A 13,389-nucleotide genomic window follows, 5' to 3' on the forward strand; every position below is an offset into this window, starting at 1 on the left:
TCGAACGAATTCTGGTAGCATTTTGTCACGGCGGAATTTCTTGTTGGTATGGCTTCGACACCCTTATTTTCAAGATCTTTCCGTCGTTTTACTATCCCCTTCGTGAATTTTTCAGGCTAGTGCTTACCCGAGAAGGCGCCATACATTGCGTCCAGCAAATGATGCGCCGCGTGTGGATCCTCACCGCCGATCGAAATCATGGAGACGGCCGGGGCGCTATTCTTCGCCTCGACATCGCGCTCAAAAATGACCGACCCTTCCTTGATAGTGACCAGCACGTCAATATCGGCAATCGCATCCGGGTCGATGGCCGTCGGGTCGTCCGACAGAATGACGAAATCAGCAAGTTTGCCGACTTCTATCGACCCCTTTCTATCTTCTTCGAAATGTTGCCACGCCGGCCACAGGGTCATGGCTTTCAGCGCAGTCATCACGTCCACCCGCTGTTCCGAGCCAAGGATCATCCCCGAACGGGTGCGTCGCGTGACCGTGGCGGACAGGACGCGCATGCTGTCCGGTAATGCCACCGGCGCATCGTGATGGGTACCGAATTTCATGCCGCGCTGCACGAGCCAGCCCGTGGGTGAAATGTTTCTGGCGGCTTCCGGGCCTACCGTGTGCTCGCTGTGCCAGTCACCCCAGTAAAAAGTGTGCATCGGGAACAGCGAGGGAAACACCCCCAGGCGCTTGTAGCTGTCGATCTGGTCCTCACGGAGAAGCTGGCCGTGAATGAGCACCGGTCGATTAGCGACTTTACCGAACTTGGCCTGCGCCTCTTCCAGTGCCGCTATCAGCATATCCGAAGCGCCCTCGCCATTGGCGTGGACGAGAATCTGGAAGCCGTTCTCATAGCACCAGTTGACCGCATCCCGGGTCTGCTCACGGGTAATGGCGGCGTAGCCGGCATAATCCTCGGGATACTCCCCCACCGGGTCGTAATAGGGCCGGTCCCGCAGCGCAGTGAAGCCCTGGGGTGAACCGTCGATCGTCAGCTTGCAGCCGCCTACCCGCACCTTGTTTTCGTACTCACGTGAAACATTTGCCTTGATGAAGTCCTTGTTCTCGAGCACATCCGGGTAGGCCACAACATCAATAGGCAGGTCTCCTTCGCTACCCACTTTCCTGGTTACAGCGACGGTGTTGGCGTCAGTGCGGCCGTCCTGCGCCGTGGTGTAACCATAGCTTGCCCAAAGCCGGCTACCGGCGCGAGCGAAGTCCTCCATGCCCTGTTCCCCGAGCTTGCCGAGCACGCTGAAGAAAACCGGGAAAAACGCGTACTCCTCAAGGACACCATTCGGTTCCCCATCGGCGCGCCGCCGGATTACCCCACCTGACGGATTTTCCGTTGAACCGTCGATGCCAGCCATTTCCAGGCCTTTCGAGTTCGTCACCCCCAGATGACCGGACTGATGCACGATAATGATCGGATACTCGGTCGAGACTGCATCGAGATCCTCGCGGGTAGGATGGCGCAACTCGGCAAGCTGGGCATTGTCATAACCGAAACCCACAATCGCCCCGGCACTTTTTACTATTTCATCGTTGTCCCTCGCCCAGTTGGACAGCGTGGCCTGGAGGCTGGCAATATCGGTCACCTCGCCATCCGGTGGCGCCAGGAGGTTGGCAACCATCGCCTGGAAGCCGCCAAAAACCATGTGCCCATGGCTGTCGACAAACCCGGGCAGCATCGCTCTCCCGTCCAGGTCAAAGGACTCGGTTGCATCCCCGCGAAAGGCGTCGACGTCCGCAAGTGTGCCCACCGCAAGAATCCGCCCGTCTTTTACCGCCACCGCCTCGGCCCGTGGCGCAGAGTCATCAATCGTTATGATTGCCCCGCCGCTGTAAATGGTGTCGGCCATCTCTCCTGCCGTGACAGCGGACGCGGAAAAAAGCGTAGCAAGCAATACGGCTGGCAGGTTCATCAAGCGTGACACTGGTCGTTTCCGATTAATTGCATATTTGTCATTCCAGCGTATGCCAGAATCCGAACAAATCAAAGAGTTGTGGATTCTGGCTTCCGCCAGAATGAATTTAATGAGAGTTTTCATAACAATTACTCAGTCCTGAAATCATTAAAAAGTAGCCTTGCTACCGAATTTACCACTTCCAGTCTGGAACTCCGAGAATTTTGCGGCCGGAATATCGAACCAATACAGGCTTGGAACGCGGCATGGCAACTCAGAACGGTATACAAACAAAAAAATTGTGATAATCTGGCAGGCTTCAACAGTTTGCTCTAGAGTGAAAAATAAATGAATAAAATAAGCTATCTGGGGACGTTTCTCGCGTTCTTAACTGCCAGCACGCTGATCTCAGCTGCCGTTTCATGGATAAACCACGATACCGGCGAATATCAGTGTAATGCCGAGCCTCCCAAATACGCAGAAGTCTGTCATAACACTTCGGAAAAGTTCGATGAAGCAGTTTGTGTGAAGCATGTCGAGTACATGTGCCAGTAAAAAAGGACGTTGAGAATGTTAAAAAAAATTATAGCTGGTTGGGGAATAGCGCTTATAGCAAGCACTGCAAATGCCGTTGAGGTGCTGACAAACGGGGATTTTGAAACCGGAGATCTTTCAGGCTGGAGCGCGAGCGGTGGCGGTACAACAGGCACCTGTCCCAATGAAAACAGAACGTGGAATGTTGGGGGCGATGGCTCAGCGACTGGTTGCAACGACCCGGGGCTGCCGCCGCAAGGCACATATGCCGCCTACAACATGTTCGACGGCGGAACCCCTTCCGCGCCCGTGGCCTATCAGCTGTCCCAGAGTGTCTCGGTGCCATCTGGCGTAAGTGCCGCCACTCTAAGCTGGTCCCAGTCTGTTGTCGCCAGTTTTTCGGGGGCACCCAGAGTGCTTGCAGTTGAAATTACCAACGCCGCTGGGGATACGATTCTCGACACTATTCGAAGCACTGATTATCTGGGCTCTGAGTCTACCGGATGGACCTCGGAGACAGAAGATCTTACCGCTAACCTCGCGGCCCTGGAGGGCCAGACAGTAAACCTCCGTTTCTCGGTTTACATTTCGGAAAACTGGACGGGTCCGGCGGGATTGGGGCTGGACTCCGTCTCATTGGACATCACTGCCGCGCCACAATCCCCCCCTGCCCCCGTGCCCACCATGTCTTTGTATGGTCTGTTGGCTACTGCTCTGGGAATCATTTTCCTTGCAACTCCCAGACTAAGACGGCACTTTAAGTAACACCGTGTAAGCATTAGTGCAGTTTGACAAAGGCCCGCATAAAACGCGGGCCTTTGTTGTTATGGTCCTATGCCACCTCAACATGCCATCAATGACCAGGAAATTACGCCAGAACTGGTCGTGTTTTAACGCCTGCCCACAGTGAACGAATACACCCCGAAAAGTCAGTTTGGAATCAGCAGGCTGCGCCAGCCGATATAGCAGGTTTTTCCTCCAGTGAAAACCAGCATTGACCTCAAGCCTGATTGAGGTATTACGCTGCCCCCTCACGTCATCATAAGGGAGGAACAGCAATGACTACTGTCGCGGTGATTTACCATTCCGCCACTGGAACGACCAAACAGCTGGCGGACGCCATTTCAGAGGGGATTAACAGCGCCGGCAATATTGCAATCGAATCCAGCGAATACCGGATTGTCGGCGAAGATATCATTGAAGGCAGATTCATCAACCGGGAGTTGCTTACCGCGGCTGGCCAGGCCGATGGCATCATCTTCGGTTCACCCACCTACATGGGCGGCGTTTCCGCCCAGTTCAAAGCATTTGCAGACGCCACCGGTGAACTGTGGTCAAAGCGCCAGTGGGCCAACAAGATTGCCGCCGGTTTTACAATTGGCTCCAACTACAGCGGTGACCAGTTGAGCACGATCCAGTACCTCAACACCTTCGCCAACCAGCATGGCATGCTGTGGGCCAGCATCGACGTGCCCGGGGGCTTTGAGGCTGGCATACTCAACCGCCTCGGTGCGCAGAGTGGCTTGATTGCCCAGACAAGGGACGGCAACGTTGACGCTGATGATCTCACGATGGCCCGATACCTCGGCGCGCGTGTAGCCAGGCTTGCGGCAGGAAACTCTCACAGCCACACCGGCGATATGGTGGCCTCGCGACAAGCACTGCTCGTGAGGCGAAAACCAGCGTCCTTCTGATGCGGAGAATCACATGTCAGCGCGTCGGCGTGAGCTTCAGCAAGCGACCCTGGCTACCGCGGCGCTCATCTTCCAGCAACCAGATGGCCCCGTCAGGACCTTCTGCAATCGCCCGGATGCGCGCGCCCATTGCATAGCGTTCCACCTCCCGGGCGGCCTCACCGTCGACTTCAATGCGCACGATTGCCTCGGCCCCCAGCGCGGCGGCCAGCGCATTGCCGCGCCAGGCCTTGAACTGCCTGCCTTCCAGGAAGGTCAGGTCTCCCGGTGAAATCGCCGGCGTCCAGCTGATGGCGGGTGCCAGAAACTCAGGCCGGGTGCTGTGATCGGGAATCTCCCGGCCATCGTAGTGATCGCCGTCGGACACCTCGGGATACCCATAGTTGCCGCCCCGGCGAATCAAATTCAACTCGTCACCGTGCAGCGGGCCCATTTCCAGCACCCAGAGCCGCCCTTCGAGGTCGAAGTCCATGCCCAGCGGGTTGCGGTGGCCCAGTGACCAGATTTCCGGGTAGACGCCAATGTCATCCACCAGCGGGTCCTCGGAGAAGTAATCGGCGAAGGGATTGTCATCCGGGATAGCGCCATCGTCCCTGATCCGCAGCACCTTGCCCACGTTCGACTGCATGTCCTGGGACGGGGTGAACTTTTGCCGGTCGCCCGAACTGATCCACAGGTAGCCACTGTCATCGACCAGCAGGCGATGGCCGTAATGGCCATAGCCCAGCATCTTGGGATATTGCCGCCATAGCACCTGCACGTTTTTCAGTACCGGCTTTGTACCTGACAGGTCGAGGGTGCCGCGGGCAACCGCCGCGCCGCGTGTGTCATCGGCGCCGGCTTCCACGTAGCTCAGGTAGATGCTGCCGTTGTCGCTGAAATCGGGGTGCAGGGCCACATCGCCGAGACCGCCCTGGCCACCGTAGTTGACGTCGGGGACGCCAGTGACCCGGGTTTTGCTGCCGTCCCGGGTGACGATGTTGAGCACCCCTTTCTTCTCGGTTACCAGCATGCGGCCATCAGGCAGGAAGGCAAGCGCCCATGGCTCATCGAACTGGGTAACCGGTTCTACCGCAAACGGCACCCTGCCGTCTGCGCGCACCCCGGTTCCCGCCACCAGTAGCAATACAATCGCCAGACCTCGTACATTCATCACTATTACCCCCTTCTTTTCCTGCAGGTGTTGCTACGCCGCTTTATCGCAAGCAGATTGCAATTCCAGCAACCTGAGCCAACGCGGGAGGGGCACAGTGCGCGAATTTTCTTACAGTTGCGACCGCGGCGGCCAGCCTCTACACTCCGCCCCTGATCAGCAATTCACCACGGTCGACCCAATTATTCCCCGCGTACCGGCTGACTTGTGCTGCCAGCGCCAGCCAAGGCGCCCTGGCGCCGGCGGTGGTCCGGCACAGCGGAGACCGGTGTCATCAACAATGGAATCAACTATGCAACTCATGCGCCTTATTCTCGGCAAGCTCATCCTGTTCTTCAACTGGGTTTTTTCCCCCAAAGCGGTCCAGCGGGATGCCGCCACCCAGGCGGCCATCGACGCACAGACAGCCAGGCTGGCCCTGTACCAGTACGAAGCCTGCCCGTTCTGCGTGAAGGTACGCCGGAGCATGAAACGCAACGGGCTCAATATCGAGACCCGGGATGTGAAGCGCAGCGATAGCGCCCGGGAAGAGCTGCTGGCCGGCGGCGGCAACCTGAAGGTCCCCTGCCTGCGGATAGAGGAAGACAGCGGCGCCCGCTGGATGTACGAGTCGAACGATATTATTGGCTATCTGGAAGGGAAGTTTGCTGTCTGATTACAGCGCCTGCAGCGTGTCGCCGTACCCGCACTCGTCATTTATGGGCCAACCCCCCATCTTGGGATTGGCCGGCTGCTTAACGCTCTTCCCTGTTGGCCTTCCTCTGAAGTGACCGACTACCCTATTGACGTGAACACGAATTTGGACTGCAGACTGGCCAGAGTCCTACACCAGGACTGGCCAGGTTTTGAAGCCGGCACACACTCCTGTTTGTATCCCGGAGCGCTGCTTGCAGACTGCTGCACCCGTGAGCTGCTCGCTAGTTGACACCCCTCACATTCTTATGTTCTGACGAAATGTGATAGGGCACACAATTCTGGTTAGAATTGCTGGCTGGGGCGAGCGCGCATTGGTACAAAGTCACAACTGGTTCTTGTACGCAGGCAGGGGACGCGCCATGAAAGAAAGCACCACTGATCATTTCGACCTGGAAATGCCCTTCAAGGACTGTGCAAATGATTACTCACTTGAAAAACTGGCGCTTTTCAAGGGGGTTGAACCCGAATTCATACGCTCCTGGATTGCTGACTGCGCACTGAAGTGGGTCAAGGCCGGCAGTATTGTGCTCAGCCCGGAAACGGTGAATCTCAGCATGCTGATCGTTCTGGAGGGTCGAGCAAGCATTCACCTGGAGTCAGCCGATAGCGAGGCAGTCGCGCACGTTGGAAGCGGAGAATGTCTCGGTGAGGTATCATTGTTCGACAATCAGCCCCCTTCAGCCGTTGTCGTCGCCGAATCCGACTTGCATTTACTGGTTATCAGCCATGAGCAGCTTCTCCGCTTGATCGAATGGTCACATCAGATTTCACTAAATCTGCTGTACATCCTGTCGCAGCGTTTGCGCTACTGTAACGACGCTATCAGTCAAAGCTCACAATTTGAGGAAGGATTGAAAGACCATGCGAAACGGGATGCGTTAACGGGTTTCTTCAATCGACAGTGGACCGACAACTACCTGTCGAAACTCAACAGCAGTGTGGCCAACGGCATGACTGCGCCGCATCTTTCTCTGCTCATTATCGATATCGACAATCTCAGCTGGTTTAACGACAACTATGGTCGGCCTGCCAGCGAGGATGTCCTGCAGCAGGTCGCGCAAACTATCGGCCAGGGATTCCGCTCAGGAGACAAGATCGCCCGTTATGACGAGGCCCGATTTATCGTGATTCTGCCAGATACCGACCAGGACGCTGCGACCTCAATCGCGCAAAGACTCAGCAATCGCTTGAGCGACACACCAGCACAAAATGGCTCCTTAACCTACCCGTGCCCGACCGTCTCAATCGGCGTTGCGAATTACCAGCCAGGTGATGATTTCGGCGATCTCATCGCCGCGAAAAATGAAGTATTTCGCCAGGCAAAGCTCAACAACGGGGCACAGGTTATACCCATCGCTTCGTAAACAGGTGAGGAGCCCAGCTGGGTTTGAACCTCCGGCTGCTCTGGATCCCGGGATAGACGGAGGCGGCCTGGCTTCTAAGCCGATGAGGAACTCACCCGGGTAGTGCCAGGCCTGGTCACCCGGGTTCATGAGCAGACCTTCTCGCGACAAGTTTTTATTGTCCTATACTCTGAACTAATCCTTCGCTCAACCGCTGCCTCGGGCAGCCACGAGAGGTGACCATGAGTTCATTGATGGTATTGGCCCTGGGCATTGCCGGCATGTGCTTCGGCTGGTTCGTTTACTCGCGTTACGTCGCCCGGCACATCTACCAGCTGGATCCTGACTTTGTCACGCCGGCCCACAGCCTGAACGACGGGGTGGATTATGTGCCCACCAACCGCTACGTGCTCTGGGGGCATCACTTCACTTCGGTGGCTGGCGCCGCCCCTATCGTCGGCCCCGCCATTGCCGTGTACTGGGGCTGGTTGCCGGCGGTGCTGTGGGTGACCATCGGCACAGTGTTTTTCGCCGGTGTACACGACTTTGGCGCCCTGTGGGCAAGCAGTCGCCACCAGGGCAAGTCCATGGGCTCGCTGTCCGAGGAGGTCATCGGTACCCGCACGCGCAAACTGTTCATGGTGGTGATCTTCCTGGTGCTGCTGATGGTCAACGCCGTGTTTGGTGTGATCATCGCCAACTCACTGGTGAACACCCCCGGGGCTGTATTCCCGGCCTGGGCGGCGATTGCTGTGGCCCTGGTAGTGGGCCAGCTGCTCAATCGCAAGCTCATCGGCCTGGGGCTGCTGACCATCATTGGCGTGGTGGCGCTGTACGGCTCCATTTTCATCGGCAGCAATATGCCGTTGGCGCTGCCGGACCACCTGCTGGGCATGGAGCCACGCCCGGCCTGGATTGTCATCCTCTTTGTCTACGCCGCCATCGCCTCCATGTTGCCGGTGTGGGCGCTGTTGCAGCCGCGCGACTATATCAACGGCATCCAACTGGCGCTGGGCCTGCTGCTGCTGTACGGCGCCGTGGTGGTGGCCATGCCGGACCTGTCGGCACCGATGCTCAATGACCGCCTCACCGAAGACGCGCCATCGATCGTGCCCTTGCTGTTCGTGACCATTGCCTGCGGCGCGGTGTCGGGTTTCCATGGCATCGTTGCCTCCGGCACCAGCTCCAAGCAGCTGGATCGCGAGACCGATGCCCGGTTTGTCGGCTATCTGGGTGCCATTGGCGAGGGCTCGCTGGCCCTGATCACCATCATCGCCGTCAGCGGTGCCACCATGGCCGCCACGCTGGACGAATGGCACAGCCTGTATGACCACTTCGGTGCCGGCGGGGCAGGAGCCTTCGTTGAGGGTGGCGCCCAGCTCATCCACCAGAGCTGGGGCATGAGCCTGGATTTTGGCAAGACCCTGCTAGCGGTGATGCTGGTGCTGTTCGCCGGCACCACCATGGACTCGGGGGTGCGCCTGCAGCGCTACATCATCCAGGAATGGGGCGACATCTATAAACTGCCGCTACTGCACAACAACGTGCTGGCAACGCTGATAGCCGTCGGAGCCTGCCTGCTGGTGGCTTTCGGGGCTGGCGGTTCCTCGGGCCAGGGCGGGATGATCATCTGGCCCCTGTTTGGCTCAACCAACCAGATCCTTGCCAGCCTGACCCTGCTGGTGCTGTCGGTTTACCTGCACAAGCTGGGGCGGCCGGCGTGGGTAACCCTGATACCGATGCTGCTGGTGCTGGTGATGGCGTTCCTCGCCGCGCTGATCAAGCTCAAGGATTTTTACGACGACGGCAACTGGCTGCTGGTGGCTATCGATGCCGCGGTCATCGTGACCACCGTGCTGGTGATCCTGGAGGCGATTGCGGCGCTGCGGCACTGGAAGGAGGCGAAAAAGGCCGGCCTTGGCTTTGGCTGAGTTGGCAGCTATTCCCACGGCTCAAAGGACTCGTCTCGGTGGCAGCTCATGAATACATTCCGGTTCAGCAACAGCTGGTTTACCTCACTGGGCTGGCGCCGGGATGAGTTCGTCAATGACGGTGCCGAGATTATTGAAGAGGGCTTGTATGTGGAGGTCGGCAAGCGCTTTGAGTGACGGTGACGGCTGGCCAGTATTGGGCAGCGTTGTTAATCGGAGCCCGGGGTGCATGACCCTGCCGGTACTGCCCTTTCAATCCCGGAGGCGCTAGACTGTAAGCAGGTCAGTCAACGCCGATAGGCAGCACTTCATGGAGCAGTTATCCGGGCTGGATGCCGCGTTTGTTCACCAGGACAGCGCGCGCACACCCATGCATGTCACCGCCATCCTGCTCTACCAGGCAGGACAGCGCACCCTGGACCTGCCTACCCTGCGCGGGATCATCGACCAGCGCCTGCTGCACTTGCCGCTGTTCCAGCGCCGCATGCGGCGGGTCACCCTGGATGTGGACACCCCCTACTGGGTTGCCGCCGGCCCGGTGGACTGGCGCTATCACCTGCAGCAGGAGGACGCCGGCGGCCTGCGCTGGTCGCAGTACCAGTCCCGACTGGGTCGGTTCCACGCCCGTCGTATGAACCTGGCGAAACCCCTGTGGCAACTGCGCCTGGTATATGATATCCACGGCGTACCCGGGATAGAGGAGCCCTGCCAGGCGCTGCTGCTGAAGGCCCACCATGCGGCCATAGACGGGATCAGCCTGGCATCCCTGCTGCACCAGCTGCACGACCAGGGTCGGCAGGATGCACCGCCGGCCGGACGCGTTCCCCCGCCGCCGAGCCGCTGGCAGCTGTGGTCCCGGGTTAACCAGAATAACCTGCTGCGACAGGTGAAGCTGGCGGGCACGGTGGGGCGCCTGCTGCCCGCACTCACCCGTTTCAACGGGGCAGACACAAAAGAGAAACTGCCACCGGTGCGGCGCTTTCGCGCCCTGTTCAATGCCCAGGTCGGCAGCGGCCGCAGTGTCGGGGTGGTACTGCTGCCGCGGGAGGAAGTACAGCAGGTCAAGCGCGCTGTGCGCCGCGTTACCTATAACGACATCGCCGCCAGCATCATTGCCGGCGCCCTGCGCCGCTACCTGGCGGGCCGCGACGAGCTCCCCGACAAAAGCCTTGTCGCCGGGATGCCGATCAACCTGCGCGGCGCCGACAGCGGGCGGTCGGGTAGCAACCAGATCGCCACCATGGCGGTCGGCCTGGGAACCCAGGTGGCGGACCCGATAGCGCGTACCCGCCTGCTGCACCGTTACGCGGTAGCCGGCAAACGCAATATCGATGCCCTGGGCACCGGCACCATCATGGACATCAGCGACAGCGTCAACCCGGCAATACTGGCGGGCGGGCTGCGCACCATGGCCGTGGCCGGCAGCCTGGGCTCGATGCCGGTGCCCTTCCACACCATGATTTCCAACGTACCGGGGCCGGCCGGGCCGGCCTCCCTGGCTGGCTTGCCCTTGCTGGCCTGCGCCGGACTGGGCCCGGTGCGCGACAACATGGGCCTGTTCCAGATAATCAGCAGCAGCGACCACTTCTTCAGCCTGACCTTCAATGCCTGCAGTAAATTGCTGCCGGATGCAGACCACTACCGCAGACTGCTGCTGCAGTCGCACGAGGAACTGCTGGCAGCGGCTACCGAGGGATAATGGTTGTGCCGCATCCCCTGGGGACTGCCAACCGTCTCGACGAAGTGCTAATGCCCGCCCATTTCTGATCGCCGATGTGTCCCGGCAATCACAGCACCGCCGGTACAGGCCTGGACACATAGCCCGGCTATGGCGCCGTGATGAAGCTCAACTGCCACTGAGGCGCCTGGCGAAGGAGATGGCGTAGGCGGCCGAACGCATTTGCAGCACGGGATCGTCGCTGGGGCTGAAGCCTGCTGACAGGCGGTTGGGATCGAAATTTACCGGGACGCACTGCTCGCCCCCGGCACTGTGTAGTGTCACCTGCCCCAGCACTACCCGCTCCCGCTCTTCGGGCCAGCGCTGCGAGGGGTCGTTCACGCTGTCGCCGGGCTGGCCGATTACCGCTTCCAGCCGGAACTGCGCGTCGCCCTGCTCTACCTGCTGCCGCAAGCGCTGTCCCAGAAAATCAGCCGCCTGCTCGCTCGCCTCATCGGCACTCAGCTGGCGGGTGCCGGCCAGCGGCACCAGTTCCCAGCGAAACATGGTCTTGCCAGCTCCTTCCGGCTGGTAGAAAAAGGTGTGCAGACCGTAATAGCGGGTATTGGCGTAGGACGCGGCAATCCCCGCCGATTGCTGCCAGGCCACGTTCGCCTGCACGCTGGGGTGCGCGCGGACATAGGCCTCGGCCCGGGAGGGATCGACACTGCCATCCGGACCCGGCATGCGGCTCTTGAGCAGGCCGAAAAAGGTCTGTGGGTCCTTGCCGGCAAAAACCGGGAAGTTGTTGCCGGTAAATACATGGACCGGCCCGCCCGCGTCACCGATCTGCAGGCCCACACCGCGGGTGCCCGGCGCGCGCTCATCTGCCTGCGGGTTGCCGCCGCCAACGGAAAACCTGAGCGTGACCGGCAGTTCACCGCTACTGAGCAGGGCGGCATCGGCAAACCGGGCATCGGGCGACGGCGTGAAACTGCCCTGGGCACAAACACCGCGTGCATGGGCCTTGCGGTGGCCGGGATGATTGCCGCCCAACTGCTCGAACAGCTCGATAAAATTGTTGGCGGTGACCGCGGGCTCAGCCGCCCGCGCCGGGGCAGTCGCCAGCCCGACCAGGGTCAGCGCCAGCAGCGCGGGTTTGATTGCATATGGCATCTTCAAGTCCTTCTATGGTTAATCGGTGTAGCTGGCAGAGACCGCATCGGCTAGGGCAAGTTCCCGGCGATTTGACCCGCGCACGACAGCACCTCGCGCTGGTAGCGCTTGCCGCGCTCATTGAGCAGGTCGAGGGCATGCAGCGATGTGGGCACGAAGGCGAAGCCGATATCCAGCCCCGGGTGCCACTGAAAAATGGAACCGCCGAAGCCCATCCAGCCGTAGAATCCCTCGCGCCCCTCGTTGAAATCGCGTTCCAGCCGCGAGCTGTCGGCATCGCAGGGCAGGAACTTGTCCACACCGCCCTGGGTGAAACGGGTGATCAGCAAGGAACCCAGTGGTGCGGCTACGGCGTGCTCGTGCATCGCCTGCCAGGCCTCCGGTGTCAGGAACTGCCGGCCTTCCAGGCTACCGCCGGCAGACATCATGGCGCCCAGCCTGGCCAGGCCACGGGCGGAACAGTTGGCATTGGCGGACGGGGTTTCCCCCCGGGCAAAACCGGGATCATTGAAGTAGTCGAGGATGCTGCGGCCGGCGAAGGGGGGCGGCGGCGCGTTCTTGCGGCCCTTGAGGAGGGGCGGGATGATGCGGGAGAGCCGGCTCACGATCTGGAACACGTTATGCACGATGCGCCTGCCCAGGAAGCGCGGCACCAGGCTTTGCAGCAGCTGGTAACCGAAGCCCAGTGGCCTGACCTTGAACACGCGGGCCATCTCCTCTTCCCTGACGCCAATTACCACGTCCGCATCCAGGGGGCCGCTGATCTCCTCCCGCAGGAACTCACCAATGGTGCGGCCCTGGGGTTCAACCCGGCGAAACAGCTCGTTGACGATCCAGCCGCGGGTCAGGGCATGGTACTCGCGCTTGCCACCACCCGATGCGCCATAGCTTGGCGCATGGGCCTCGATGATGCGGCCCACGGCATTCTGCTTGATGTTCTCGGTGAACAGGTCCTCGATGTCCAGCGAGGTATCGAAGTTGGCCAGTCCCGCCTCGTGGCGCATCAGGTCGGCCACGGTCACGTCCTGCTTGCCATTGGCGCCGAATTCCGGCCAGTAGTCGGTAATTTTTGCCGCGTAGTCGAGCAGGCCCTTGCCGACCAGGGCCGCTACCGCGATGGCTTCGAGGCTCTTGCCGCTGCTGAATACGTTGGCCAGCGAGTCTGCCGAGTAGCCGCCAGCGCCAGCGACGTCAGCCCACAGATCCACCACTTTCTCACCCCGGTAGTAGACACAGAGCTGTGCCTGCTGCTCCGCCATGGTGCGCATCTCCTGCGCGAAAAGTTGTTTCACGGGCTCGAA

11 protein-coding genes are annotated in these 13,389 nt (G+C 60.0%); 7 read left to right on the plus strand and 4 right to left on the minus strand.

Annotation, left to right across the window (positions count from 1 at the left end; translation table 11 throughout):
* Positions 1-116: 116 nt before the first annotated feature.
* Positions 117-2,048 (minus strand): amidohydrolase, encoded by a 1,932-nt coding sequence (locus DWB85_RS10480; RefSeq protein WP_239017288.1) that lies wholly within the window; start codon positions 2,046-2,048, stop codon positions 117-119.
* A gap of 426 nt (positions 2,049-2,474) precedes the next feature.
* Between DWB85_RS10480 and DWB85_RS19520 the strand changes: the two genes are divergently transcribed.
* Both DWB85_RS19520 and DWB85_RS10490 read left to right on the plus strand, forming a co-directional pair.
* Positions 2,475-3,203, plus strand: a complete 729-nt coding sequence (locus tag DWB85_RS19520; protein ID WP_162846080.1) for a hypothetical protein — start codon at positions 2,475-2,477, stop codon at positions 3,201-3,203.
* A 293-nt stretch (positions 3,204-3,496) separates the two neighbouring features.
* Positions 3,497-4,132 (plus strand): flavodoxin family protein, encoded by a 636-nt coding sequence (locus tag DWB85_RS10490; RefSeq protein WP_117954270.1) that lies wholly within the window; start codon positions 3,497-3,499, stop codon positions 4,130-4,132.
* Between the two features lie 16 nt (positions 4,133-4,148).
* Here the strand turns inward: DWB85_RS10490 and DWB85_RS10495 are convergent, their stop codons facing one another.
* The gene (locus DWB85_RS10495; RefSeq protein ID WP_117954272.1) at positions 4,149-5,285 is read right to left on the minus strand and encodes a PQQ-dependent sugar dehydrogenase; all 1,137 of its coding nucleotides are present in this window, start codon (positions 5,283-5,285) and stop codon (positions 4,149-4,151) included.
* Positions 5,286-5,577: 292 nt separating this feature from the next.
* On the opposite strand from DWB85_RS10495, the gene DWB85_RS10500 reads away from it, so the two are divergent.
* From DWB85_RS10500 to DWB85_RS10515, 5 genes are all read left to right on the plus strand, one after another.
* Complete coding sequence (locus DWB85_RS10500; protein ID WP_117954274.1) at positions 5,578-5,940, plus strand: glutaredoxin family protein; 363 nt, start codon at positions 5,578-5,580, stop codon at positions 5,938-5,940.
* Between the two features lie 400 nt (positions 5,941-6,340).
* On the plus strand, positions 6,341-7,345 hold the full coding sequence (locus tag DWB85_RS10505) for a diguanylate cyclase domain-containing protein (protein ID WP_117954276.1): 1,005 nt from the start codon (positions 6,341-6,343) through the stop codon (positions 7,343-7,345).
* A gap of 221 nt (positions 7,346-7,566) precedes the next feature.
* A complete protein-coding gene (locus DWB85_RS10510) occupies positions 7,567-9,255 on the plus strand; it encodes a carbon starvation CstA family protein (protein ID WP_117954543.1) in 1,689 nt (562 codons plus the stop codon).
* 48 nt (positions 9,256-9,303) lie between these two features.
* Positions 9,304-9,432 carry a hypothetical protein gene (locus DWB85_RS19855; protein WP_275400199.1) on the plus strand — a complete coding sequence of 43 codons (129 nt, stop codon included), beginning with the start codon at positions 9,304-9,306 and terminating at the stop codon, positions 9,430-9,432.
* A gap of 133 nt (positions 9,433-9,565) precedes the next feature.
* Entirely contained in the window at positions 9,566-10,954 is a 1,389-nt protein-coding gene (locus tag DWB85_RS10515) for a wax ester/triacylglycerol synthase domain-containing protein (protein ID WP_117954278.1), read from the plus strand.
* A gap of 147 nt (positions 10,955-11,101) precedes the next feature.
* On the opposite strand, the gene DWB85_RS10520 is transcribed toward DWB85_RS10515, so the two are convergent.
* Positions 11,102-12,088 (minus strand): catalase family peroxidase, encoded by a 987-nt coding sequence (locus tag DWB85_RS10520; protein ID WP_117954280.1) that lies wholly within the window; start codon positions 12,086-12,088, stop codon positions 11,102-11,104.
* A 50-nt stretch (positions 12,089-12,138) separates the two neighbouring features.
* Positions 12,139-13,380 (minus strand): serine hydrolase domain-containing protein, encoded by a 1,242-nt coding sequence (locus DWB85_RS10525; protein WP_239017289.1) that lies wholly within the window; start codon positions 13,378-13,380, stop codon positions 12,139-12,141.
* Positions 13,381-13,389 lie beyond the last annotated feature (9 nt).

The organism is Seongchinamella sediminis (assembly GCF_003457605.1).
Classification (GTDB): Bacteria; Pseudomonadota; Gammaproteobacteria; order Pseudomonadales; family Halieaceae; genus Halioglobus; species Halioglobus sediminis.